Here is a 23,888-nt window from a genome sequence, read left to right as displayed (position 1 = left end):
TCACCGGCTTTAGCGTGATTAGTCTTGCAGATTAATCCACACGCTTTTGACTTCTGTATAGTTGTTAAGGGCATATGATCCCATTTCTCTGCCAAGGCCTGACTGTTTATATCCGCCAAACGGGGAGGCGGCATCAAAGACATTATAGCAGTTGACCCAAATGGTTCCTGCTTCTAGGCGTGCAGCGATATCGTGAGCATGCTTTAAGTTTTCTGTCCAAAGTCCTGCCGCTAACCCATAGTCAGATTGATTGGCCCGTTCGACCACTTCATCAATGGAATCGTAAGGAATCGCAGATAGAACTGGACCGAAGATCTCTTCTTTTGCGATTGTCATTTCATCTTCTACATCTCTAAAGACAGTAGGGGAGACGAAATAGCCTGCTTCATAAGGGCAGTCACCACCGACTACGGCTGTTGCACCTTCTGACTTCCCTTTTTCGATGTAACCTAACACACGTTCATGCTGCTCTTTACTCACTAGAGGCCCAATCTGGGTATCATGATGAAGACCGGCTCCTTGTTTTAATGATGTCGCATATTTAGCCATTTGATCGACGACTTCATCATATTGGCTCCGGTGCACAAAGACCCTTGATCCTGCACAGCACACTTGACCTTGGTTAAACATCACGCCGTTTAATGCACCTGGAATGGCTTTCTTTAAATCAGCATCTGGTAAAATAATATTCGGCGATTTTCCGCCAAGCTCTAAAGTAACACGCTTGATGGATTTGGCTGCTTTCTCCATGATCAATTTCCCAACACTTGTTGATCCAGTGAAAGCCAGCTTATTGACATCAGGGTGATCGGTTAATGCTTCACCGGCTGTTTCACCGAATCCAGGAACGATGTTAATCACGCCTTCTGGGAATCCGGCTTTATCCACTAATTCAGCTAAATATAAAGCAGATAGTGGCGTTTGTTCAGCTGGCTTTAAAACGATGGTGCAGCCTGTTGCTAGTGCAGCACCCATTTTCCACATGGCCATGAGCAGCGGGAAGTTCCAAGGAATGATTTGTCCCACAACGCCCACAGGCTCATGGCGGGTATAATTAAAATATCCCTGGCTGACAGGAAGGGTTTGTCCAGTCATTTTTGTGGTCCACCCTGCATAATAGCGCATGTGCTCAATGGCAAGAGGGATATCCGCATTGGTTGTTTCATTAATTGGTTTTCCATTATCAAGTGTTTCCAGCTGAGCCAGTTCTTCTTGATGTTCTTCCATTAAATCTGCCAGCTTAAACATCAAGCGGGCACGTTCGGCTGCAGACATAGAACGCCAAGGTCCATGGAACGCCTTTTTAGCAGCTTTTACTGCCTCATCAATGTCGGCTGCACCTGCTTCATATACATCAATAAGGGTTTCTCCTGTGGCAGGGTTAGGTGTAGAGAATGTTTTGTTATCATGACTTGTGACAAACTGACCGTTAATGTAGAGTTTTTTCGTCCCTTGGAGAAAAGATTCGAGTTTTGAACTGATTTGAAGTGTTGTAGAGCTCATAAATAAACAAACCTCCTTAAAGATATGGGTTGTTCTGCGAGTTCTAGGTGGAAAAAGTGGACATGAAGCCATTTGTATACGTACACGCATGTAAACGTATACATTTATCATATTACACGACATCTTTGAAAGCAATCGATAACACTCATTGCATTTCACGAAAAATTGGCTACAATAAATGTATAGATGAAAAAAGGAGTTTTTTAATCATGATCCATCAAAACTGGCAAACGGCTGAAACGGTAAAACAAGTAAAATGTGTACATACAAATGCGAAAAAATATATGGTTGACCGGGCATTAACGGTTGGACACACATATGATGTGAAAAATGAAACAGAGGAATTTCTCTTTGTCGTTGATAATACGGGTAAAGTAGGCGGGTACTACAAAGAGTATTTCGAAGACAATTCTGCTGAATGATTTTGATGGTCATCACTCATACTAAGAAAAACAGTAAAGGGTGATGATGATGAAAAAGCAGCAGCAAGAAGAGCAGAAACATCAAAATGCTTGGCATGACAATGAAGATGCTGATATGGCGATTACACTTGAACAAATTTCTGATGTGTATGCCGAAGGAACGATTGATACCCCGAAAGATGAATAGTCATTTAAAACAGTGATTTTACATAATCACTGTTTTTTTATGGTCTCACAACGAATGATTTCTTGAAAAAAACTGAAACTTTTTTCCTGCTTTAACAGTCTAAATAAGTAGAGGAAAGAGCATCGGATCAAAAAGAAAAAGTTAAATGAAATTTAATCTATTCGTAATGGAATAACGACGATTTATAGCGTATTCTATAAGTGAGAATAAAACGTACCCACAGAGCCGTGTGGCCGTTTTGTCATAAAGGAATTTGATGCAGGAAGAGGGGGTTTACGTGGGTATTTTTTCTGTCAGTAAACAAAATGATCATAAAAAATTCGAATCCTTATTAATTGAAGGAGAAAGAATTGAGGCTGTTTACAGACTGCGTCACGACCAAATTTGTTTCACCAATAAACGACTGATCTTTGGCGATAACCGCGTATTTTCTAAAAAGAAAGTCAGGGTCTCCTTGCCGTATCGATCTATTGAAAGTTTTGCCATTCAAGAAGCTGGCGTGTTTGATCAGGACACTGGTATGCTGCTTGTTACAAGCTCAAAAGTATTTGAACTCGATTTTTCTAAAGATACCGATTTGAGTGACGTGCAGGCCATTTTAACCAAACATCTTTGCTGATCAACGATGCGATTACATAGATCACATGCACTTTTCTCATTCTTTGTTCTTATTTTTATCTATCGCATATCCCTTGAGCTTTTCCCATCACAGTGGGGAAGGCTTTTTTCTATTCGTGTGTTTGAATCACATCAAAAAAGGATAAAGATGAAACAGATACAGAAAGGAGAATGAACAATGAAAGTATTAGTTGCTGGAGCAAACGGACATACAGGGAGACTTGTCATTCGATATTTAAAAGAAAAAGGACATGAGCCGCTTGCTCTCATTCGAGATGAAAAACAAGCAGATGCGCTAAAAGAACTTGGTGCAGCGCCTGTCATCGGTGATCTTGAAAAGGATGTGACAGATGCTGTGAAGCAAGCAGAAGCTGTCATCTTTGCAGCTGGTTCAGGCTCAAAAACAGGTGCAGATAAAACCATCGCTGTTGATCAAGAGGGAGCAAAACGCCTAGTTGATACAGCCAAAAAAGAAAATATTCAGCATTTTGTGATGCTGAGTTCTTATAATGCCGACGATCCTCATCAAGGAAAAGGACAAGGCAGTATGGAGCTTTATTATGAAGCGAAAAGAAAAGCCGATGAACATTTAAAACAGTCTGGTCTTTCTTACACCATTGTGCGGCCAGGAGCACTGCTGCATGAGGAGAAGACAGGGAAAATAGAAGCGGCTGCTCATATTCCAGACGATCGTGACATTGAGATTTCAAGAGAAGATGTAGCCACTGTCTTAGTGGAAAGCTTAACGGAATCCAATGTGAAAAATAAAGCCTTTGACTTAATCAAAGGTGATACACCAGTAGAAGAAGCACTTCGCAATCTTTAAATGAAGAAAGCTGCTGCCAAAGGCGGCGGCTTTTTTTGATGTTTTCATTTCACATGGAGCGGGAAGGTAAAGAGAAAGGAGTGATTGACCGTGAGCTTAACGAAAGAGCAAAAAGCTGATTTATATGAAAGACTTATTCAATTAAAAGAAGATGTGAAAGGATCAAAAATGAAAGAAGAATCCATGCTGGTCGAATCGAATGAGATTTCAAATGGTGTTGGAAACCATATCGCAGATCACGGAAGCATCTATTTAGATCGCATGACCGAACAGACGCTGGATCAAGTCGATGATCAGCTCGAAGGTGAAATTGATGCGGCGCTTAAGCGGATGGAAGACGGAACATATGGAATTTGTGAAAAAACAGGAAAAGACATTCCATATGAACGTTTGAAAGCAGTACCCTATACTCGTTATTCAATTGATGCAAAGAAAAATGAAGAAACCAATCAAGATCCAAATGAATTTGACCGTTCGTTCTCTGAGCAAATGCGTGAATTAACAAATAGAGAAACAATGGATCAATTACATTCAGATACGTATGAAAGGCTAGAAGAAGAGCAAGATGTTGATGTAGATGAGGAAAAATAAAATGATGAGAGAAATTTATGTTTTCTCAACATAATGTTTTCCCACGTCTACATGGACAAAAATCTTGTATACATGAGTATTTTTTTAGAAAAAACATATCTTGAAATTTAATAAACTTTCGTGTAGTATAGTTTAAAGGCTGCGATGCGCGTAATGTTAATTAAGTTTTAACCTTTAAGCTGTAATAGGGAGTTTTATATTGAAGCCGGAATGTCACGCCTCCTTTGAGAGGAAGACAGGAACGTTTCTGCAAACACCCACTTTGAGGAGTGGTGGTTTAAAACTTTCTTACTTAGATTACGGCATCCGCAGCTTTTCCTAGGATGATTCAAGCCATTTTCCATTTTTGGAAAATGGCTTTTTATTTTGTCCAAAATACGATTTTGAACAGACCGAATGTGGATGTACAAATGTATGTTAAAATAGACAAAACAAACGACGGAGAGGGAATTGGATGTTACAACAAGCAGAAGCACTTCTTAAACAATATTATGGCTTTGATGTTTTTAGACAAGGACAAAAACAAGCCATTGAATCGATTGTGAATAAACGGAAGGATACGGTCTGCATTATGCCGACAGGCGGAGGGAAATCGGTTTGCTACCAGATTCCTGCCCTTATGATGGAAGGAACGACAATCGTTGTATCTCCGCTTATTTCTTTAATGAAAGATCAGGTTGATGCGTTAAATGAGATGGGAATACGATCGTCCTTTTTAAATAGTACACTTTCAGCAGGTGAAATGAATACAAGGCTGAAAAAATGTGAACAGGGGGAGTATGATTTGCTTTATATCACCCCTGAACGCTTACAAAATGAACGTTTTTTTCAGCTGCTTGATCGATTGACGATTCCTTTAATGGCTATTGATGAAGCGCACTGTATATCTGAGTGGGGACATGATTTTAGACCGAGCTATCGCTTTATACAAGAATGTGTAAACAAGCTTTCAAAAAGGCCTGTTATTGTAGCATTAACAGCCACTGCTACAAAGAAGGTCCAACAGGATATATGTGAGCAACTTGGCATGGACGAAGAAGAAACAATCTTTACTGGTTTTGCTAGAGAAAATTTGTCTTTTCAAGTGGTGAAAGGGCAAAACAGCGACCAATTCATCACACAATATATGAAGAAAAACAGTCTTGAGTCAGGCATTATTTATACAGCCACACGAAAAGAAGCAGATCAAATTTATCATCGTCTAAAAAAGCAAAAGATCAAAGCGGGTGTTTATCACGGAGGATTAGATGATGAAGTGAGAGAAGAACAGCAAAATCTTTTTTTAAATGATGATATTCAAGTAATGGTAGCTACATCTGCATTTGGTATGGGGATTAATAAATCTAATGTACGTTTTGTCATTCATCATCAAATTCCAAGAGATATTGAAAGTTACTACCAAGAAGCAGGACGTGCCGGGAGAGACGGGCTTGAAAGTGAATGCATTTTGCTGTTTTCACCGCAAGGCGTACGCGTGCAGCGCTTTCTCATTGAACAATCAACAGAAGATGAATTGCGGTATCAGCATGAATTGCTCAAGTTGAGACAAATGGTAGACTACTGTCATACGGAACAGTGCCTTCAGCAATTTGTGATGGATTACTTTGACCAATCATCAAGTGCCCCTTGTCAAAAATGCAGCAACTGTCTAGACGAGAGAGAGCGTGAAGACGTCACGAGAGAAGCACAAATGGTTTTGTCGTGTACCGTTAGAATGAACGAACGATTCGGAAAAATGATGATAGCTCAAGTATTAGCCGGCTCTAAAAACAAAAAAGTGCTTGATTTTGGTTTCGACCGGCTTCCTACTTATGCTTTAATGAAACAGCATTCAGCCCAACATATCAGTGATTTCATTGAATTTTTAATTACGGAAGAGTATTTACACATGTCTGAAGGAGCTTTTCCAACACTAAAAGTGACACAAAAAGGAAAGAAAGTGCTAGTGGGGCAGGAGACCGTCTATAAAAAGCAGGCGATAAAGGCAGAGGCTATTCAAGAAAATGATGCATTATTTGAGCAGTTAAGAATGGTCAGAATGAAGTTGGCAAGAGAGCAGGGCGTTCCGCCATTTGTTGTCTTTTCTGATCAAACATTGAAGGAAATGTCAGCAGTAGAGCCTAAAACAGAAGAAGAACTTTTAAATATTAAAGGTGTCGGTGCACAAAAAAGAGAGAAATATGGAGATGTTTTTTTAGAAGAAATTCGTTTATTTATAGAAAAAGAGAAAAAATAAAGAGTTTGAAGAAGGAAAATAAATTTTTTTCGTTTCACTTGGACGCGTTTTCATCATGATGATTTCCATCCCTTTAAAACCTTGATATGATGCGGAATTGAGCCATTAAGTGGGCTGATTTACCAATGGAGAGAGATGTTTCATGTAAAGGAACTGTAATCTAAAACATATCGTTTTGTTATTGAAATGACATTTACATATGTTACGATAGCACTCGTTAGCCGCCATAAAAAGCTAACAAGGGAGGATTTACTTTATGAAGAAGACTATTATGTCCTTGGTTGCTGTTGCAGCAATCTCAACAACAGCATTAGGAGCACAGCAAGCTTCTGCAAAGGAAATCACTGTACAGAAAGGTGATACACTTTGGGGAATCTCTCAAAAAAATGATGTGTCTCTAAAGGACCTAAAGGGTTGGAACAATTTATCTACAGACATGATCTATGTAGGAGATAAATTGACAATCTCTTCAAAAGAGAAAACTCAGGAGCAGTACAAAGTCCAGAAGGGGGACAGCCTCTGGAAAATCGCTCAAAAATTCAATGTGTCAATTAGCGATATTAAGTCTTGGAATAACTTAAACTCAGATATAATTATGATTGGTTCAACATTAAGTGTTGCTGGTCAAAGCTCAGCTCCGGTAAGCTCAGAACCTGTTCAAAAACAGGCACCTGTCCAAAAAGAGCAAACAACGAAAAAAGCTGCTCCTAAAAAGGAAACAGCTAAAGCAGAATCATCTTCTGCTAGTCAAAGTGTTCAAAAGGAAATGACTGTAACGGCTACGGCTTATACAGCAAATGATGGTGGCATCTCAGGTATCACTGCAACAGGGGTAAACTTAAACAAAAACCCAAATGCAAAAGTAATCGCAGTAGATCCTAATGTCATTCCATTAGGAAGTAAGGTTTATGTTGAAGGCTACGGTGAAGCCATCGCAGCAGATACTGGCGGCGCAATTAAAGGTAACAAAATTGATGTACACGTACCAAGCAAATCCCAAGCTAAAAATTGGGGCGTAAAATCAGTCAAAGTGAAAGTACTTAACTAGTAGTCTATTGTTTTTGGAAGAAAGCATCAGGTGGCGGCCTGATGCTTTTATTATACCTTTTTTTGGCCGGAAATACACATATTTTTCTGAAAAATTCGCATTTTCGACAAAAACCAGCGTATAAGTCTATCTCAACGCTGGTTTTTGTGTCGTTAGCTGTCCACCCAATAAATTTCTCCGCTTTGCTCTTTCCAATTAATTTGGACATCAAAATGGTGTTTTTCATAAAAATGAATCAGGCGGTCCACATGGTTCCAATCTCTTTTGACGGAATCCCCAGTAATGACTGGAATGTTTTGCTCTCTTGCGATTTCTTTTAAATGCTTCATACAGATGGATCCATAGCCATTATCAGGCGGGCCTTTAATATCGGCAATGTGAATCTTTCCTTCTTCAGGATATTCCGCAATCAAGGAAAAATCAGATTGTCCGCGAAAAGCTTTTTCACAATCGCTTAACATGATTTTGCACGTATCTGCATTCTCAATTGCAGAGACGATCATCCATTCATCTTCCTTCGCTTGATCAATGCCAATAATCTTTGCTTTTTTTGAAATATCTTTTATATTTTCTTGCATTCGATACATTTGGAACTGCAACTGCTGTAATTCTTGCTCTAATGTCTTCACATCTTTTGTTGTTTCCTGTAAGATTGACAAGTCTATTGCTCCTTTCATAGAAGAGTTGATAAAAACCACACAAATTCCCATTCTAAAGGAAGTGAGTGGATCTTTCAAGCCGCTAGAAGGCAGGCAATCGGCAAGTTTGTCTAAAATTCGACGAAGACAGCGAATTCATTGACTTTAGAGAGAAAGTTAAATAACATACTCTTAGTCGGAACTAATAAAGAGAGGTTTTCAAACATGAACGAACAGAATCAAAAACCGAAAAATTTCACCGGCATTGTTGTCTTTTTAACAATTGCCATAAACGGCTTAATTGCTTTATTATTTTTCATGCCAAAAACAGATAAATTTAGTCATCTGGATATTACATTTCTGCCGTTACTGAATGCCGTGATGAACAGTTTTACGTTTATCTTTTTACTTTCAGCGCTCATTATGATTAAACAAAAGAACATTAAAGCCCATAGACGATTTATCTTTGCGGCTTTTTCAACAACACTTGTCTTTTTAATTTCGTATGTGACGTATCATTCAATGGCAGCTGATACACACTTCGGGGGAGAAGGAATCATTCGTCCGATTTACTTCTTTATTCTCATCACACATATCGTCTTATCTGCCGTCATTGTACCGCTTGCACTGATCACTCTCTTTAGAGGCGCACAAATGCAAGTCGAACGTCATCGTAAAATTGCCAGATGGACCATGCCTCTTTGGCTCTATGTCAGTCTAACAGGTGTCATCGTATATATCATGATTTCTCCATACTACAGCTAACGTATGTCCATCTGGGCATACGTTCTTTTATTTACAAGATGAAGTGCTTTGGATAAAATGGGAATTGGGTATCCGACTTGCACGGTATCTTCCCACCTATAGAATCACATCATGTCTGGCCGTTTGCTCGTTTGGAGAACACAATTGAACGAAACGGGGGTTATATGATGACTGAACAATTGCAGTACAAACCGGGGCTTGAAGACATTGTGGCAAGCGAAACGTCAATTTCGTTCCTAGATGTCCAGCAAGAAGAAATTGTGATTCGCGGTTATGACCTCATCGAGCTGGCACAAAACAAGACGTACTTAGAAACAGCCTATCTGCTCATTTATGGAAGATTACCAGATGCAATGGAATATCACCAATTTCAGCAAGATATTTCCTCACAAACAAGCTTACATCCAACCATTCAAACTATTTTGACAAAACTGCCAAAAACCACTCACCCAATGGATGCCATGAGAACGTGTTTATCAGCTCTTGCAGGGTACGATGAACAACTGAATGATCGATCAGAAGCATGCCAACAAGCGCGTGCCGTTCGATTACTTGGCCAGCTACCAGCGATTGTTGCGGGAAGCTATCATATTCTCACACAAGACACCACACCTACTCCAGACCAGACCAAATCCTACACTGAAAACTTTCTAGCGATGTTAACAGGCCGCACTCCGGCACAAGACGAAATCAAAGCATTTGACCAAACGCTCACGCTTTATAGTGAGCATGAGCTGCCGAATTCAACATTTGCAGCAAGAGTCATTGCATCTACTCATTCTGACATGTATGGTGCTTTTACTGGAGCGATTTCTTCATTAAAAGGTGACTTACACGGAGGCGCAAACGAAGCAGTCATGCACATGCTGCTCGAAGGCAAAACAACAGAAGGTTTCCTTGCGCTCATCGAACGTAAATTAGCCGCAAAAGAAAAAATGATGGGCTTTGGACACCGGGTATATATGAGAAAAATGGACCCAAGAGCGGCTCTTTTAAAACGATCGTTGAAAACGCTTACCGAATCAAAAGGAGACACGACGCTTTATGACATGTGCGTCGCAGGCGAGGCATACATGAAAGAAAAGAAAAACCTCTATCCAAACCTTGATTATTACGCAGCACCTATTTATTACGTGCTCGGCATTCCTATTTCACTTTATACACCGATTTTCTTTGCTGCGAGAGCAAGCGGATTAGCAGCGCATGTCATCGAGCAGCATTCACACAATCGGATTTTTAGACCGAGAGTACGGTATTTAGGACCAAGAGGATTAAAAGTCTCAAATGATGATGGAAAAACGGGGGAATGAATATGAATAAAACAGCAGTAGCCAATCAAACAGACCAACTATTAGCAGATATCGCAGCCTATGCCGTGGATGGAGAAATTACGAGCAAAGAGGCCATTGAAACAGCTCGGTATGTACTCATGGATACACTCGGCTGCGGTATGCTGGCGCTCAACTTTCCAGAATGCACGAAGCATCTTGGACCCATCGTACCTGGAACTGTTGTCCCTAACGGAGCAAGAGTGCCCGGCACTTCATTTGTATTAGATCCTGTTCAAGCGGCTTTTAATATAGGATGTATGATCCGCTGGTTAGATTATAATGACACGTGGCTTGCACAGGAGTGGGGCCATCCCTCAGATAACCTGGGTGGGATATTGGCTGTAAGCGATTATATCAGCAGAACGAGGCTTGCAAACGGAGAAGAACCGCTTTCGATGAATGACGTACTGCATGCGATTGTAAAGGCACATGAAATACAAGGTGTGCTTGCTTTAGAAAATTGTTTGAATCGAAATGGCTTGGATCATGTTCTTTTTGTCAAGGTGGCATCAAGTGCAGTCGTTTGTGCAATGCTTGGCGGAACGAAAGAAGATGTGCAGAATGTGTTATCGCAAGCATTTGTGGATAATTCACCGCTTAGAACGTACCGGCATGCCCCGAACACAGGATCAAGGAAATCGTGGGCAGCAGGGGATGCCACAAGCCGTGCAGTGAGACTAGCGATGATGACATTGAAAGGAGAAATGGGCTATCAGACGCCCCTCAGTGCAGAAAAGTGGGGATTTGAAGATGTGTTAATGAAAGGAAAACCACTCACACTTGCCCAGCCGCTCGGGTCATATGTGATCGAAAATGTACTCTTTAAAATTGCCTATCCAGCAGAATTTCATGCGCAAACTGCCGCTGAGGCCGCTGTCATTCTACATGACGCGGTAAAAGACCGTTTAGATGATATTGACAGGATTGAGATTACGACACATGAATCAGCCATTCGAATTATTGATAAAAAAGGACCGCTTTACAACCCGGCAGACCGTGACCATTGCTTGCAGTATATTACGGCCATTGGGTTAATCTATGGTGAGCTGACTGCTGATCATTATGAAGAAGAGACGGCGCAGAATCCGCTCATTGACCGTTTGCGTGATCAAATGATCGTCAAAGAAGATAAACGGTATACAGAAGACTATTTAGATCCGAAAAAGAGATCAATTGCAAACTGTGTTCAAATCTTCTTTAAAGACGGAACGATGACAGATCGAATTGAAATTGAATATCCGCTTGGTCATCGCAGAAGAAGGCAGGAAGGGATCCCGCTGCTTGAAAAGAAATGGGCATATCATTTGAAAACGAGATTTCCACAAAAACAAGTCGATCAAATTGTTTCACTTTGCCAAAATCCAAATCAATTAAAAACAACGACAGTACCAGCATTTATGGATTTATTTGTCATATAAGGGGGAGCTAGTGTGTGGATCGTGAATGATGAAGTAAATCAAGCTGACTTAGCCGCAGCTTTTAAAGAGCAAATGCACAAATCCGCTTTATTTCAAATTCCAGGCGTTCACGATGGAATGTCTGCGCTCTATGCGAGGAAAATGGGATTTCAAGGGCTTTATTTATCGGGTGCCGCTTTTTGCGCAAGCAAAGGGCTTCCTGACCTCGGGATGATTCATTCCACTGAAATGGCGGAAAAGGCAAAGGAAATCATTCGAGCTTCTCAGCTGCCTCTTTTAGTTGATATGGATACTGGCTATGGCGGGGTATTAAATGCAGCCAGGGCAGCAAAAGAAATGGTGGAGAGCAAGGTAGCGGCTGTTCAAATTGAAGATCAGCAAATGCCGAAGAAATGCGGACATTTAAACGGAAAATCACTCGTTTCTGTAGAAGACATGATGGCGAAAATCAAAGCGATCAAACAAGCGGCACCTACACTTCTCGTCATCGCAAGAACAGATGCGAAGTCAGTAAACGGGATGGAGGATGTCATTCACCGGGCGAATCTCTATCTAGAAGCAGGAGCAGATGCCATTTTTCCTGAAGCGCTGATTACAGCAGAAGATTTCACGTATGCTTCAAACAATATAAAAGGGCCGCTTCTTGCAAACATGACGGAGTTTGGAAAAACACCTTATTATCATACAGACGAATTTTCTATGTTTGGCTTTCAAATGGTGATTTATCCAGTGTCATCCCTGAGAGTTGCTGCAAAAGCGTATGAGCGTTTATTTACAGAGATTAAAGAAAAGGGGACGCAACAGGGAATGCTGGAGGACATGCAAACGAGAAAAGAGCTATATGAAACGATTCATTATGATGAATATGAAGAAATGGATCAGCATTTAGCCAAAACAATCCTGCCGGAAATCGGGAAAGAGCATTCATAAAATGAAAAGCACTTCCTTCATGGAAGTGCTCAGATTGTAGAGAAACTCATGTTTTTCTACAATCTTTTTTATTTTCATCGTAATGATGATGGATGAGATTGAATGAAAAAGGCCTCCCACACACCTAACCTAGCTTCGCTAGATGTGTGGCAATCTTCTTCATGTTCTGACAGGCAGCTGTGAGAAGAACTTGCTCACTCACATTTTGTTTTCCCCTCAACCGGCAGTAGCGAAGCCCGTGCAGTTGTTTTGAATCTGCAAAGCTTCGCTCTATTTTTTCTTTTCTTTTTTTATATAGCTCTTTTCCAGAGACAGATAGACGATTTTGTCTGATCTTTTCTTTATGTTCTTCCCATATGTGTCTTGAGATGACTTTTTGATGATTTTTCGACCTTGTGCAACTTTCAAGGAAAGAACACGATGCACATTTTTTAGGATCTGATTTGTAGAATCGATAACCCTTTCGATCAGTTGTTGTATATAATAGCTTCTCACCATTTGGGCATGTGTAATGATCATGTTCAGAATCATACTTGAATTTCCACTTCTCAAATAAACCTCTTGTTGGATGAAAGCGTCTATGTGCGATGACACCAAAAATACGGCGATCTGATAAACCTTTACAGATTGGGGTCGTCAAATAACCAGAATCAAGGGCAACAGCTTCTACTTGAAAACCAAATCGTGCGATTTGGTGATCCAACCGATCAAGATACGGAACAGAATCATGGACATTACCGGGCGTGATGTGGGCATCCGTGATGATATTGTACTTCATATCTGTTGTACGATGGTCCAGGTAGAAAAAGCCTTCCGGTTTGTTTTCACGATAAAGATAGCCACTTTCAGGGTCTGTCATACTTTGCCGAATGTCTTTTTCCGTTTTCACCTCCTCTTTTACCTTTAAGGGCTTTTTTACGTGTGCCACCCGATCTTTTTGGATCGCTTCTTCTAAATCATTTATATAGTTCTGGGTATCTTGTTCAATCGTTTTTCTCGTATATTTATGTTTATTGGCATTGGCTTTAAGATGAGTTGAATCAGTAAAAAGAACGCGGCCTCCTACCATATCATGATTGATAGCTTGAAGCACAATCTCGTCGAAAATGTCTTGAAAAATCGTTGTATCTTTGAATCGAGTACGACGATTCCAACTAATGGTCGAGTGATGAGGAACGGGGTCATTGATGTTCAAACCTAAAAACCATCTATACGCCATGTTATAGTAAATTTCTTTTTCAAGTTGTCTTTCAGAACGGATACCGTACAGGTATCCGATAAACATCATTTTGAACAAAATAAGTGGATCAAGAGAAGGACGACCTTTATTCTCGCTATAATACGGTCTTACTTTATCTACGATAAATGAAAAATCAATGTACTGATCAATTTTACGAAGCAGGTGATCCTCTTCGACCAGTTGATCTAGCAATACAAATTCAGCTTCGTGCTGAGAAGAATTTCTAGTGTGGAACATGAGAAAAACACCTTCCTTTAGTGGGCTTTTCTCTATTATAAAATGAGGAGATGTAAATTTTAAGGAAAAAAATAGAGCTGTCGAGATTTTCTCGACAGCCTGAGCACTTCCTTCATGGAAGTGCTTTTTTTACGATGATGGTGTGGATGATGAAGCCAATTTCATCTTTTCTTCAACTGTTTTCGTTTTTTCTTTTACTTTTTCAGCATAAGTGAAATCACCGTAGCAATACGGATAGCGGAAGTTATCTTTGTCGCCCCCGCATGTATAGACTTCAGGGTTTCGCTTCACTTGCTTTTTGGAGTATTGCTTTGCCAATTTTTCGGAATGTTTTCCCCCGTTTTTTGCAACAAAATCAATATAGCCGATTCCCATGTTATAGCTTTGAATAATGGTTTCCAAATCAACGCCTTTTTTCTTCCCATGCTTGTACATGGTCGAAAAATGATGGACTCCTTGTTTAATGCTTTTCTGAGGGTCATTGATTTCATTTCGTTTCAAACCAAGAGATTCAGAGGACTGCATTGGATCTCCGCCTCTGCCTTTTGATTCTTGATACATCATACCGAGAATTAACGCGGTATATTGATCTAAATCTTGATCTCTTAACTCTGTTTCTACAAGCGGTTTGTAATCATCCAGTCTCGACAAAACAATTGATTCCGTATCAATCGGCAGCTTTTTTAACTCCTTTTGATTAAAGGAAATGACAATGGCCGCTAATACGCAAACAAACAGAAAAATCGTGAAACAGCCTGAAATGGCAAAACATCCTGTTTTTTTCTTTTTCAAGGTCAGTTCACCCCTGTTTTGCCCCGCTTTTAAAAGGGAAGTACAGCCTTTATATTATGCCATATCCTGCACAGGATACCAAGTGAAAACCTTATATTCAATCATAGCCAAACGTAAATTCTGTTCTTGTTTTCAGTCTATAGCAGAAATAAACAAAACCGATCATGAGCCACACCATGCCGATGATTAATGCATTTGTACTGATGCTTGTTAAGAGCCAAATACAAAAAGCCGTTCCGCAAAGAGGGATGATGGCATACCTCAGTGTGTTTAATACACCTCTTTGTTTTTGTTTGATGAAATAGTAAGCGAAAACAGACAAGTTAACAAACGTAAATCCAATTAATGCCCCGAAGCTGATAAACGAGTAAATGACCTCAAGCTCACCAACAACTGCGGTTAACGAAAAAACACCAATTAATAAAATATTAAATACAGGCGTTTTCAATGTTGGGTGAATATAACCGAAGAAACGCTTTGGTAATGATTGATCTCTTCCCATCGCATACAAGAGTCTTGCGGCACTCGCATGTGATGATAGGGAGGAAGAGATGACAGCGACCATGGTGCCGGCTAAAAAGAATGAGTGGAGAAACGCGCCGCCCACAAATTCTGCAATTTCAAGTGATGCCGCATCTGGATGCTTGAACTGTTGAAAATTTGGAAACACCTGCTGTAAAAAATAAGAGGTGAGGGTAAACAGCACACCTCCAATAGCGACCGTTAAAAATATGGCGAGAGGAATCGTTCTTTTTGGTTTAATTGTTTCCTCAGACATGGTCGAAATCGCATCAAATCCTAGAAAAGAAAAACATAAAATCGTCGCACCGGAAAAAATAAGGGCGGGATCTAAGCTCGCTGAATAAAACGGACGGGTTGACAGTATCTCTCCCGTGCCTGCATGCTGCGTGAGCCCATAAATAATAAACCCAACAAATGTCACAGCGACAATCACCTGAAAGGTCACAAATAGCGCTGTAATGTTGGCTGTAAGACGTATACCGATCACATTGACAGTCGTTATGGCGATAGCAAGTATGATGATCCAAATGTAATGAGGTACATCAGGAAAGGCTGCGGTTAAATATGCACTTCCGATTGCAAAATTCACCATAGGCAAAAATAAATAGTCAAGCAATAGTGTCCATCCTACAAGGAAGCCGACGTGAGGATGAATACTTTTTTGCGCGTATGTATATGCAGATCCTGCTTTTGGAAAAGCCTTCACCATATTCCCATAGCTAAGCGCTGTCAATAGTAATGCCAGTAAAGTAAAGATATAAGCTGCAGCAACGTGTCCTTTCGTCAGCTGAGCAACAATGCCGTATGAATCAAATACGACAAGTGGGTCCATATAAGCAAGCCCGATCACAACAAGTGGAAAAACAGTCAGGCTGCGTTTTAGTCTTGGCTCTTCAGTCAATTTGCCTATCAGCTCCTCTAAAAAAATGAATAAATAATGCTCATTTTAAAAAGAATGCTACCACGTGTCAATGCTATTTGAATAAATCTTTTTTCAAAAGGTGTGGAAGCTTTGCATGCTACACGTTTTGGTATATGATGATACATAGAATAAGTCGTGAGTTGACTGACAAGAAAGGTGAAGCGAAATGAAGGAAGAACTGAATACAAATCAAGAACAGGAACGGATGGAGCTGGACGAAGAAAGTCTATTTCTTGTCTCCCAAACATTTAAAGCCTTATCTGATCCGACGCGTATTCGTATTCTGCATTTGCTGTCTCAAGGTGAACATTCAGTAAATGATATAGCAGAAACACTAAACCTTATGCAATCAACCGTATCTCATCAGCTGCGCTTTTTAAAAAATCTTCGTCTCGTGAAATCTAGACGAGCAGGGACCTCGATTTTTTACAGTCCTGAAGATCAGCATGTGATGGAAGTGCTTGAACAAATGATACACCATGCACAGCATGATTGAGAAAAAACCTTCCTACTTTTATATAGGAAGGTTTTTTATGCATGATGTACTTGGGTTGATCGTTTATTTGCTTTCATCATTTGATAAGAAAACACAATATAGTAAGCCGCTAGAAGGAAAAAGCTGAGTATTGTCAGCGCATCATCACTGACAATATGCTGATACAATTCAACGATATCCATTTTGGTGATCGCATGTGTTGTCAGATTGACCGATTTAAATGCAAGCCTAGATAAAAACAAACATAAAATAAAGCTTTCAATCCATTTACTTGTTTTCATATACAGCCGGCCATTTTCTAATTTCATCTGAATCGTCTGATAGGCGTGAACGGCGAGACTGCTCCCGAAGATCATGCCAATGACGGCATAGATAAAAATACTGTGATTTTGCCATCCTTCTGATAAGAGAATAAGGGCAGTGAGACTAAATACATACATTCTCATGAAAAGATTTACCGGGCGCACAAGCTGATAGCGTCTCATTCGATTCATTCGAATGATGATCCAGACGATCATGACGATCCCGATCATGAACAACTGCCATACGTAATGTGTCATGATGCAACCTCCTCCTGCACAGGCAGGGATGTAAACGAATGCTGGCTGTTACTTATCATTACCATTCTTTCTTTTTTTATCAAATCAAAACCTATATTTATGAAAAAGAGGAAAAGTCATGAAAATCGATCGCATTTTGTCCATTGTGATGATACTGATTAGCAAACGGCAAGTACAGGCGAAAGACCTAGCTGAACTACATGAAGTGAGCGTGAGAACCATATACCGTGACATTGATACGATTAATCAAGCGGGGATTCCAGTTGTCACAAAACAAGGCGCAGGGGGTGGAATTTCACTCGTTGACGACTATCGTCTAGAGAAAAAATTATTCACTGATGATGATATTGAACTGATTTTAACAGCTCTTGAAAGCATTACGAGTGCATACACCTTTAAAGAAAGTGAACATGTACTAAAGAAAATGAAATCCCTGATCCCGCCTCAAAATGAGAAACAGCAACATGTATTTATTGATTTAAGCTCTTGGGGGAAAGACAGCTACTTAGAAAAGAAGCTCCAGCTCATTCATACCGCTGCCTCAGCGCATCAATATATCCAGTTCACCTATCGCAATGCAAAAGGCGAAACACTTCCTAGAAAAGTAGAGCCTTATACACTTGTCTTAAAAGGAAGACACTGGTATTTGTATGCGTATTGCTGCGTGAAAAAAGCGTTTCGCCTGTTTAAACTCAAAAGAATGTCAGACCTTATCACGCATTCAGTATCCTTTCTTCCTAAACGAATAAAAAATGAAGAAAAGCCTTGGAATGATTCTTGGCACGAAGAACCTTCCGTCAGTACACTAACGCTCAGGTTGACTGAAGATTCTGTTGGTAAAGTGAAGGAATGGATAGATGAAAATGAATTCACCGTATGTGCAGATGGTACGTATCTTGCCACAATCACGTTGCCTCAGGATGATTGGTTATATAGCTTTCTTTTTTATTTAGGGCCAGATGTCGAGGTTGTCTCTCCGCCATCCGTTCGGGAAGCATTTGATCTCAAGTTGAAACAATTTCAAAAATCAAAAGGAACTTGACACAATGTTGTCAGGTTTCTTTTTATATGATGGAAAAAAAGGAGATGAGAATGTATGTACGATATCGTGATTTTACAGAAACAATGGATCAAGGGATTGTCTGTTCGAACAACAAACGAAATGGAGCAAACAAACGAGCGGAAGATTGCACCGCTTTGGCAGCAATTTTTCACGCAGCAGCTTCGCGGAGGACATGCGCCAGTCATAGGGCTGTATTCAGATTATGAAAAGGATGAAAATGGCGCTTATTTGTTCACAGCGGGGCAATTGGTTGACCAGCAGCTAGCACAAGATGCAAAAGAGATTCCAGGCTCCACCTACGCAAGATTTCAAACGAGAAAGGGCCCGATTGAAGAGGTTGTGTTTGAAACATGGCAGCAGATTTGGAGTTGGGATCAGCGTTATTTGCGAACATATACTGGCGATTTTGAATGGTACGACGAACGATCGATTGATCCAAAAGAAGCGCAAATTGATATTTATATTGCAGTCGATGAAAAAATAGTTGCTAAAACTAATGCTATTAGTTAATATAAAACTAACGACATTAGTTTTAGGGGGAAAACAAGATGAGATTGACAACATTTGACCGTTTGCACCAGCTTACATTAATGCCGCGTATTTTTCCGGTAAATTGTTATGTATTTGAGGAAGAGAATGAACTCATCTTAATTGATGCAGCTTTGAAAATGGCAGCAAGCTCGATAATTGAATTTGCACATCAATTAAACAAACCCATTAACAAAATTATTCTGACTCATAGTCATATGGATCATATTGGCGCACTAGATGAAGTGAAAAAGGCTTTTCCAGAGGCAGTTGTTTATTTATCGAAACGAGATGCTCGCCTGTTTGCTGGCGATTTCTCTTTACTTCCTGGTGAGCCGAAGAAAAAAGTCAAAGGCAGTTTTTCAAAAGACATTCACACAAAACCAGACGTGCTTGTTGAAGAAGGGGACGAGATTGGGGCACTGAAAGTCATTGCCACACCAGGACATACACCAGGAAGCATCTCTTTATACGATGAAAAGTCAGGGATTGTCATTGCGGGTGATGCAGTTGTGACAAAAGGCGGTTTATTTGTAACGGGTGAGTTTCGCTTCACCTTCCCATTCCCGGCTTTTGCCACTTGGGATGCAGAAACAGCACTAAAAAGCGCTGAAAAATTACTGGCATTTCCCTTGTCTTGTCTCGCAGCAGGACATGGTGATCTCATCATAGAGCCTGAGGCAAAGCTCAGAGCTGCTATCGAAAAAAGGAAGCAGCAGCTACAAAAGGGGGGACAGTAAGCCATGTCTCCAAGAATGGGTATCACACAAGAAAAAATTGTTGAATCTGCCATCGAATTTGTCGATGAAGAGGGCTTTTCCGCTTTGACCATTGCTACATTGTCCAAACGGCTTAACATCAGACCCCCATCTCTTTACAACCATATATCCGGTCTTCATGAAATACAGGCAGCTCTTGCTGTCAAGGGGCTCACAATGCTTTGTGAGGCCGGCAAACAAGTAACAGCGGGGCTGGAAAAAGAAGACGCTGTTTTAGCATTTGCAAGACAATATGTTCAATTTGTTCGTCAGCATCCCGGTCTTTATGAGGCTGCTTTTTCACATATGAATGAAAAAGAAGTCAGTGTGGCTGCAGAGCATCTTGCTGATTTTGTCCAATCCATCATGTCTCGTTTTGGTGTAAAAGAAGAGGACATGACGCATGTCGTCAGAGGGCTTAGAAGCTTACTGCACGGTTTTGGAGATATTTCAAACAAAAAAGGATTTCAACGGAAAGAACAGCTTGAAGATAGTGTGAGCTATGCGGTCCGTCTTTATATTGCAGGCATCAAAGAGCAAGAAGATCTGTCTCATTGACAGGTCTTTTTATGTATCGAACCGATATGATGAAGGAGATGTAAACAAATCAAAACATTTTTTGGGCATAAAACCAATAAAGATTTGACAGTTTTGTGAAACATGGTATGCTTATTATGTGAAATAATTCACATAGAGGAGTAGAGGCAGATGAAAAGAAAGCCTGTTTATGTGGAAACAACCATTCAAGCACCTATTGAAAAAGTATGGGAGTATACGCAAAATCCAAAGCTTCATGAACAATGGGATTTGCGATTTTCGACCATTTCATTAAATGGACCTAGTGATGAACAGCCCCAATCCTTTTTGTATGAGAAACACCTTGGATTCGGCATTAGTGTAACTGGGACAGGAGCGTATCGAACGAGCGTGAAGGATGAGCGTCATGAAAGAGCATCCTCACTTCAATTTAAATCATCACACCCTTTGTCTTTCATCAAAGAAGGCGGAGGGTATTGGAAATACATGAAAACGAATGATCACATTGTGTTTCAAACGCAATTTGATTATGAGACAAAGGAAGGAAAAGGGTGGAAATGGGCAGACCGTTTGTTTTTTCGACCAATGATGGGGTTTATGACTGCCTTTAGCTTTGGCGCATTAAAGACGTGGCTTGAAAAGGGCACGCATCCCCGGTTGCTGCTAGAGAGAACACTTGCCCATTATGGCATTTGTTTGTTGTTTGCTATCGTCTGGTTATGTCAAGCGATCATTCCTTTTTCACCTTCTGCTTTTGAACATAGCACCGGATTTCGATTGTTTTATGCGCTATTAGGTGTATCATGGCTCATGCCTAAACTGCCAAAGAAATATATATTCATCCTTCAAAGCATCTTTCTGCTGCTGATGCTTGGTATAGGGATTTTATCACCAGAAACGACTCTGCACGAGCCGCTGGTGCTGAGTGCATTTTTCATTTTATCCGTTGCAGGAATGATTAATTTAAAAGATTGTGTAGATGTGTTTTCGATCAAACGAAAAAGGGGAGGTAGACATGGTCGTTCATCATCATCAAGTAAAGGATTACGATAAGCTACATCCAACATTAAAAGAACGTTATAACCGCGCGTTTACGGCTGAAGGCATCATGGAGGAAATAGGAGGCGGGACAAAGCTCATCCGATTGTTATTCAAAATCGGTCCATTGTTTCGCTGTTTTTTTCCTGAAAGAGGGCGAAATATTCCCTTCCAAATTGTGAACAAGCCTTTTACGACAAGTAAGGGAGAAGAAGGGATGCACTGGTTTCGAACGTTCTATTTTCCTGACAAGGAAAGACATTTTGATGCAGATATGATCATTGATCAGAAGACCCATCAAGTACTAGACTACTTTGGAAAACCTAGGCTTCTTGTGTCAGAGCTTCATTTTACAGTCACGGAAAAAAGGTTCTTGCACATTCAATCAGGTAAGCAAAAGTTTTTGCTGTTTGGGCGGGAGTGGCCGCTCCCTTCATGGCTTTACGGTGAATCTGATGTAACAGAAGGGTACGATGAGCGTGCAGGTGAGTATACGATTGATGTTCAAGTGAAAAATCGCCTTTTTGGCACTCTTTTTACTTATAAGGGCCGGTTTACGGAAAGGGTGTCACCTCATGAATAAATGGCATTTGATGTGTAGCATCGTGTTGATGTCCTGCTTTCTCTTTACAAGTTTGACGACAGCTCCCATACCAGAATTTTTTGTTCTCATCGCGATTTTATTTTTTCTTCCCGCTTTCTTACACTTTTTTTATCAGGAAGAGAAGAAACGGCAGCAGGAGGGGCTGATCGGCTTCATAATGAAAGCCTTTCCAGTAGCAGCTCTATGTGCAACAGGCGCATTCATCTATCATTCTCTTTGGCTTGCATTGGGATGGCTTTTCTTTACAATGATTCTGGCTTTATTTGGTTTCACCCGTTTGCTGAAAAGAGGGGCCCATCCGCTTCATGAGCTGATGATCGATGGCGCATGTATGTATATCGCTCTAGGTGGGCTTTGGTTCTGGCTGTACATAGCAGATATACAAGTGATGACATTTTCACCGATGATTGTACTTTTGACCGCTATTCATTTTCATTACTCGGCTTTTTTTATCCCTATCTTTTATGGCTTATTAGGAAGGCAGCGGAAAAAAGAGACGACGCTATACAAAGTGGGCGGCTGGGTTATTTTACTGTCGCCAGTGATGATTGCTGTTGGAATCAGCTATTCTCGCCTGTTTGATACGTTCAGCGTCATTTTGTATGTGTCGCACTTTATTTGTATGGAATTTTGTGTATGAAAACTTCTTTTCGTTCAACTGTCGCAAAAGGGTTCGTTGTGTTTTCTAGCATCATGTTAATGGGAACCATCGTCCTATCATTCCTTTATTCTGCCGGAATGCTTTTACATGTTACCTACATCAGCATGGATCAAATGATTTGGTTTCATGGCAGTATCAATGCAAGTTTGGTTATTTTACCAGGCCTCATTGGATGGTTGATTGAAAGACCAGCTGATCGATTGAAACAGAAGGATTTTCCGGTATCGAGAGTTCACGGTCGTTTTCAGATCATGTCTTTTCAACATGACGACATGCAGCATGATGAGAAGATTGGTTTAGTCGATTCTCTTGACCAATTAAATGGAAAGGCATTTTCAGCAGAGAGTGTGTCACCTGTTATTCGCAGATTTTATGAGGACCCGATGTCCTTTACGTTAAAAGCAGCCGTCTGTTTTCATTGGTGGGTAAGGCCGTTTGTCTTTTTGCTTCAACCTATTTTTAGACAAATAGGACAGCTCTATTTAGGGTCATCACGAATGCCATATGAAATGCCGGGGAGTCTTTCAAGATTTCAACATCCTCTTGAAGAAAGGAAGAATGTACGTGTGTGGATCAGGCGCAATGAGAAAGGCGAGCAAGTCTTTTATGCGCTCTATGCCCAGCACCATGATGAAGAGACAGTCTATATGAATATTGCTTTGCCGCTTCCTTTTTCACAGCTTACGGCTATTTTAAAACCTTTGAATGAAAAGGCAGATTTTCTATTAAAAAGTAAAAGTCCAAAAGGCAGTACGGGTGATGAAGGATTGTATTTGCATACGTCTTTCATCACCATGAAACTGCCAATGGAAGAAAGCTTTCATATGAAACCGGAGACGGAAAAAAGACTCACAGCAATTCATCAAATGAAGCTATTCGGTATTCCTTTTTTAACGATTCAGTATCAAATCGACAGTGAAAACCACTCATCTTAATCAATGATGTCGCATGGTTCACCGTGACGAATGATGTTCACAATCGCTTGCCCATCACTCGGATGATGATCTGCATACTGTACTGGCAGTAAAGCAAAAAATACATAGTAGACTGAGAAGTAAGCAAATTGATAGAAAAATTGATGTTCTGGCAGGAAATCGTTGGCGATCATTGTGTTCAATATGAGAACACTGAGCAGGTTGCATAATGATCCGCCTAAGTAGACAAGAATGTGTGAGAAACGGTTATTTCTCCTCATTTCTTCATAGTGGCAAAAAGCATCTAGAAAATAGATTCTTCTAATTTCAACGACGCCTATTTTCAATACTTTTTTGCCTCTGCCAAGCGCAAACGAAACCTTTGCTCCAAACAACCAGGCGACTACAATGTGACCCAGCTGATGCAAGATGGCAACGATAGGAAGAATGACGAAAAACGACCAGCAAAACGTCCACATATCTGATAATGTAAACAAGTGTTA

The 23,888-nt window shown here is 40.4% G+C and carries 25 protein-coding genes, 1 other RNA gene and 1 pseudogene; 20 read left to right on the top strand and 7 right to left on the bottom strand.

The annotated features are described in order from the left end of the window. Nucleotides 1-18 precede the first annotated feature (18 nt). Nucleotides 19-1,503, bottom strand: coding sequence for an aldehyde dehydrogenase family protein (locus tag AC0VYC_RS09645; RefSeq protein WP_017359492.1), 1,485 nt, complete (start codon nucleotides 1,501-1,503; stop codon nucleotides 19-21). 209 nt (nucleotides 1,504-1,712) lie between these two features. Between AC0VYC_RS09645 and AC0VYC_RS09640 the strand changes: the two genes are divergently transcribed. The 8 genes from AC0VYC_RS09640 to AC0VYC_RS09605 all read left to right on the top strand — a co-directional run bounded on the left by AC0VYC_RS09640 (nucleotide 1,713) and on the right by AC0VYC_RS09605 (nucleotide 7,431). After that, nucleotides 1,713-1,925 carry a DUF6501 family protein gene (locus AC0VYC_RS09640; protein ID WP_017367443.1) on the top strand — a complete coding sequence of 71 codons (213 nt, stop codon included), beginning with the start codon at nucleotides 1,713-1,715 and terminating at the stop codon, nucleotides 1,923-1,925. Nucleotides 1,926-1,968: 43 nt separating this feature from the next. Next, nucleotides 1,969-2,112, top strand: coding sequence for a YozQ family protein (locus AC0VYC_RS09635; protein ID WP_242730570.1), 144 nt, complete (start codon nucleotides 1,969-1,971; stop codon nucleotides 2,110-2,112). 277 nt (nucleotides 2,113-2,389) lie between these two features. After that, a complete protein-coding gene (locus tag AC0VYC_RS09630) occupies nucleotides 2,390-2,731 on the top strand; it encodes a PH domain-containing protein (RefSeq protein WP_008346505.1) in 342 nt (113 codons plus the stop codon). 177 nt (nucleotides 2,732-2,908) lie between these two features. Continuing rightward, nucleotides 2,909-3,556, top strand: a complete 648-nt coding sequence (locus AC0VYC_RS09625; RefSeq protein ID WP_061419351.1) for an SDR family oxidoreductase — start codon at nucleotides 2,909-2,911, stop codon at nucleotides 3,554-3,556. 90 nt (nucleotides 3,557-3,646) lie between these two features. After that, nucleotides 3,647-4,147, top strand: a complete 501-nt coding sequence (locus tag AC0VYC_RS09620; protein WP_335350626.1) for a TraR/DksA family transcriptional regulator — start codon at nucleotides 3,647-3,649, stop codon at nucleotides 4,145-4,147. Between the two features lie 133 nt (nucleotides 4,148-4,280). Next, a non-coding RNA gene (gene ssrS / locus AC0VYC_RS09615) (6S RNA) lies at nucleotides 4,281-4,466 on the top strand. A gap of 135 nt (nucleotides 4,467-4,601) precedes the next feature. Further along, nucleotides 4,602-6,383 carry a DNA helicase RecQ gene (recQ, locus tag AC0VYC_RS09610; protein ID WP_138278629.1) on the top strand — a complete coding sequence of 594 codons (1,782 nt, stop codon included), beginning with the start codon at nucleotides 4,602-4,604 and terminating at the stop codon, nucleotides 6,381-6,383. 256 nt (nucleotides 6,384-6,639) lie between these two features. Further along, on the top strand, nucleotides 6,640-7,431 hold the full coding sequence (locus AC0VYC_RS09605) for a LysM peptidoglycan-binding and 3D domain-containing protein (protein ID WP_007500712.1): 792 nt from the start codon (nucleotides 6,640-6,642) through the stop codon (nucleotides 7,429-7,431). Nucleotides 7,432-7,583: 152 nt separating this feature from the next. Here AC0VYC_RS09605 and AC0VYC_RS09600 read toward each other — a convergent pair whose 3' ends face one another. Further along, nucleotides 7,584-8,090, bottom strand: coding sequence for a GNAT family protein (locus AC0VYC_RS09600; RefSeq protein WP_475388338.1), 507 nt, complete (start codon nucleotides 8,088-8,090; stop codon nucleotides 7,584-7,586). A gap of 204 nt (nucleotides 8,091-8,294) precedes the next feature. Here AC0VYC_RS09600 and AC0VYC_RS09595 point away from each other — a divergent pair, with 204 nt between their 5' ends. The 4 genes from AC0VYC_RS09595 to prpB all read left to right on the top strand — a co-directional run bounded on the left by AC0VYC_RS09595 (nucleotide 8,295) and on the right by prpB (nucleotide 12,513). Then, nucleotides 8,295-8,834, top strand: a complete 540-nt coding sequence (locus AC0VYC_RS09595) for a DUF420 domain-containing protein (protein WP_008346516.1) — start codon at nucleotides 8,295-8,297, stop codon at nucleotides 8,832-8,834. Between the two features lie 167 nt (nucleotides 8,835-9,001). Beyond that, nucleotides 9,002-10,144 carry a citrate synthase gene (mmgD, locus tag AC0VYC_RS09590; protein ID WP_025207495.1) on the top strand — a complete coding sequence of 381 codons (1,143 nt, stop codon included), beginning with the start codon at nucleotides 9,002-9,004 and terminating at the stop codon, nucleotides 10,142-10,144. A gap of 2 nt (nucleotides 10,145-10,146) precedes the next feature. Then, nucleotides 10,147-11,583, top strand: coding sequence for a bifunctional 2-methylcitrate dehydratase/aconitate hydratase (locus AC0VYC_RS09585; RefSeq protein WP_335350627.1), 1,437 nt, complete (start codon nucleotides 10,147-10,149; stop codon nucleotides 11,581-11,583). A gap of 12 nt (nucleotides 11,584-11,595) precedes the next feature. Beyond that, nucleotides 11,596-12,513, top strand: coding sequence for a methylisocitrate lyase (gene prpB / locus AC0VYC_RS09580; protein ID WP_058336748.1), 918 nt, complete (start codon nucleotides 11,596-11,598; stop codon nucleotides 12,511-12,513). 124 nt (nucleotides 12,514-12,637) lie between these two features. On the opposite strand, the gene AC0VYC_RS09575 is transcribed toward prpB, so the two are convergent. The 3 genes from AC0VYC_RS09575 to AC0VYC_RS09565 form a co-directional block, all read right to left on the bottom strand. Then, complete coding sequence (locus tag AC0VYC_RS09575; protein ID WP_427244221.1) at nucleotides 12,638-13,990, bottom strand: IS1182 family transposase; 1,353 nt, start codon at nucleotides 13,988-13,990, stop codon at nucleotides 12,638-12,640. Nucleotides 13,991-14,119: 129 nt separating this feature from the next. Next, complete coding sequence (locus AC0VYC_RS09570) at nucleotides 14,120-14,782, bottom strand: lysozyme family protein (protein WP_017359484.1); 663 nt, start codon at nucleotides 14,780-14,782, stop codon at nucleotides 14,120-14,122. A 97-nt stretch (nucleotides 14,783-14,879) separates the two neighbouring features. Beyond that, nucleotides 14,880-16,205: an APC family permease gene (locus AC0VYC_RS09565; protein ID WP_017359483.1), complete on the bottom strand. Its 1,326-nt coding sequence runs from the start codon at nucleotides 16,203-16,205 to the stop codon at nucleotides 14,880-14,882. A gap of 187 nt (nucleotides 16,206-16,392) precedes the next feature. On the opposite strand from AC0VYC_RS09565, the gene czrA reads away from it, so the two are divergent. Further along, nucleotides 16,393-16,722, top strand: coding sequence for a Zn(II)-responsive metalloregulatory transcriptional repressor CzrA (gene czrA, locus AC0VYC_RS09560; RefSeq protein WP_007500691.1), 330 nt, complete (start codon nucleotides 16,393-16,395; stop codon nucleotides 16,720-16,722). 35 nt (nucleotides 16,723-16,757) lie between these two features. Here czrA and AC0VYC_RS09555 read toward each other — a convergent pair whose 3' ends face one another. Continuing rightward, nucleotides 16,758-17,282, bottom strand: a complete 525-nt coding sequence (locus tag AC0VYC_RS09555; RefSeq protein ID WP_096881532.1) for a CcdC protein domain-containing protein — start codon at nucleotides 17,280-17,282, stop codon at nucleotides 16,758-16,760. 118 nt (nucleotides 17,283-17,400) lie between these two features. Between AC0VYC_RS09555 and AC0VYC_RS09550 the strand changes: the two genes are divergently transcribed. The 7 genes and pseudogenes from AC0VYC_RS09550 (at nucleotide 17,401) to AC0VYC_RS09520 (ending at nucleotide 23,406) form a co-directional block, all read left to right on the top strand. Further along, nucleotides 17,401-18,324, top strand: coding sequence for a helix-turn-helix transcriptional regulator (locus tag AC0VYC_RS09550; protein WP_475388333.1), 924 nt, complete (start codon nucleotides 17,401-17,403; stop codon nucleotides 18,322-18,324). Between the two features lie 54 nt (nucleotides 18,325-18,378). After that, nucleotides 18,379-18,855: a GyrI-like domain-containing protein gene (locus AC0VYC_RS09545; protein WP_041507089.1), complete on the top strand. Its 477-nt coding sequence runs from the start codon at nucleotides 18,379-18,381 to the stop codon at nucleotides 18,853-18,855. Between the two features lie 38 nt (nucleotides 18,856-18,893). Then, nucleotides 18,894-19,613: an MBL fold metallo-hydrolase gene (locus AC0VYC_RS09540; protein WP_475388331.1), complete on the top strand. Its 720-nt coding sequence runs from the start codon at nucleotides 18,894-18,896 to the stop codon at nucleotides 19,611-19,613. Between the two features lie 3 nt (nucleotides 19,614-19,616). Continuing rightward, nucleotides 19,617-20,189: a TetR/AcrR family transcriptional regulator gene (locus AC0VYC_RS09535; protein WP_426578705.1), complete on the top strand. Its 573-nt coding sequence runs from the start codon at nucleotides 19,617-19,619 to the stop codon at nucleotides 20,187-20,189. A gap of 150 nt (nucleotides 20,190-20,339) precedes the next feature. Continuing rightward, nucleotides 20,340-21,221 carry a membrane protein gene (locus AC0VYC_RS09530; protein WP_039169644.1) on the top strand — a complete coding sequence of 294 codons (882 nt, stop codon included), beginning with the start codon at nucleotides 20,340-20,342 and terminating at the stop codon, nucleotides 21,219-21,221. Beyond that, nucleotides 21,184-21,789: a DUF4166 domain-containing protein gene (locus tag AC0VYC_RS09525; protein WP_475388329.1), complete on the top strand. Its 606-nt coding sequence runs from the start codon at nucleotides 21,184-21,186 to the stop codon at nucleotides 21,787-21,789. The genes AC0VYC_RS09530 and AC0VYC_RS09525 overlap by 38 nt, the downstream gene beginning before the upstream one ends. After that, nucleotides 21,782-23,406 (top strand): annotated as a pseudogene (locus AC0VYC_RS09520) (YndJ family protein). The gene AC0VYC_RS09525 and the pseudogene AC0VYC_RS09520 overlap by 8 nt, the downstream one beginning before the upstream one ends. Here AC0VYC_RS09520 and AC0VYC_RS09515 read toward each other — a convergent pair. Beyond that, entirely contained in the window at nucleotides 23,403-23,882 is a 480-nt protein-coding gene (locus AC0VYC_RS09515) for a hypothetical protein (RefSeq protein ID WP_007500681.1), read from the bottom strand. The pseudogene AC0VYC_RS09520 and the gene AC0VYC_RS09515 overlap by 4 nt on opposite strands. Nucleotides 23,883-23,888: the final 6 nt, after the last annotated feature.

This window comes from Bacillus sp. iso_77 (assembly GCF_056173625.1).
This window is presented reverse-complemented; position numbering and strand designations above follow the sequence as displayed.

Excerpts from the sequence above, each read along its gene's own strand:
- AC0VYC_RS09625 (WP_061419351.1), top strand. The coding sequence starts at position 2,909 with ATGAAAGTATTAGTTGCTGGAGCAAACGGACATACAGGGAGACTTGTC.
- AC0VYC_RS09595 (WP_008346516.1), top strand. The coding sequence starts at position 8,295 with ATGAACGAACAGAATCAAAAACCGAAAAATTTCACCGGCATTGTTGTC.
- AC0VYC_RS09640 (WP_017367443.1), top strand. The coding sequence starts at position 1,713 with ATGATCCATCAAAACTGGCAAACGGCTGAAACGGTAAAACAAGTAAAA.
- AC0VYC_RS09605 (WP_007500712.1), top strand. The coding sequence starts at position 6,640 with ATGAAGAAGACTATTATGTCCTTGGTTGCTGTTGCAGCAATCTCAACA.
- AC0VYC_RS09550 (WP_475388333.1), top strand. The coding sequence starts at position 17,401 with ATGAAAATCGATCGCATTTTGTCCATTGTGATGATACTGATTAGCAAA.
- AC0VYC_RS09530 (WP_039169644.1), top strand. The coding sequence starts at position 20,340 with ATGAAAAGAAAGCCTGTTTATGTGGAAACAACCATTCAAGCACCTATT.
- AC0VYC_RS09555 (WP_096881532.1), bottom strand. The coding sequence starts at position 17,282 with ATGACACATTACGTATGGCAGTTGTTCATGATCGGGATCGTCATGATC.
- AC0VYC_RS09525 (WP_475388329.1), top strand. The coding sequence starts at position 21,184 with ATGGTCGTTCATCATCATCAAGTAAAGGATTACGATAAGCTACATCCA.
- czrA (WP_007500691.1), top strand. The coding sequence starts at position 16,393 with ATGAAGGAAGAACTGAATACAAATCAAGAACAGGAACGGATGGAGCTG.
- AC0VYC_RS09540 (WP_475388331.1), top strand. The coding sequence starts at position 18,894 with ATGAGATTGACAACATTTGACCGTTTGCACCAGCTTACATTAATGCCG.
- AC0VYC_RS09545 (WP_041507089.1), top strand. The coding sequence starts at position 18,379 with ATGTACGATATCGTGATTTTACAGAAACAATGGATCAAGGGATTGTCT.
- AC0VYC_RS09635 (WP_242730570.1), top strand. The coding sequence starts at position 1,969 with ATGATGATGAAAAAGCAGCAGCAAGAAGAGCAGAAACATCAAAATGCT.
- AC0VYC_RS09575 (WP_427244221.1), bottom strand. The coding sequence starts at position 13,990 with ATGTTCCACACTAGAAATTCTTCTCAGCACGAAGCTGAATTTGTATTG.
- AC0VYC_RS09585 (WP_335350627.1), top strand. The coding sequence starts at position 10,147 with ATGAATAAAACAGCAGTAGCCAATCAAACAGACCAACTATTAGCAGAT.
- AC0VYC_RS09535 (WP_426578705.1), top strand. The coding sequence starts at position 19,617 with ATGTCTCCAAGAATGGGTATCACACAAGAAAAAATTGTTGAATCTGCC.
- recQ (WP_138278629.1), top strand. The coding sequence starts at position 4,602 with ATGTTACAACAAGCAGAAGCACTTCTTAAACAATATTATGGCTTTGAT.
- AC0VYC_RS09645 (WP_017359492.1), bottom strand. The coding sequence starts at position 1,503 with ATGAGCTCTACAACACTTCAAATCAGTTCAAAACTCGAATCTTTTCTC.
- mmgD (WP_025207495.1), top strand. The coding sequence starts at position 9,002 with ATGACTGAACAATTGCAGTACAAACCGGGGCTTGAAGACATTGTGGCA.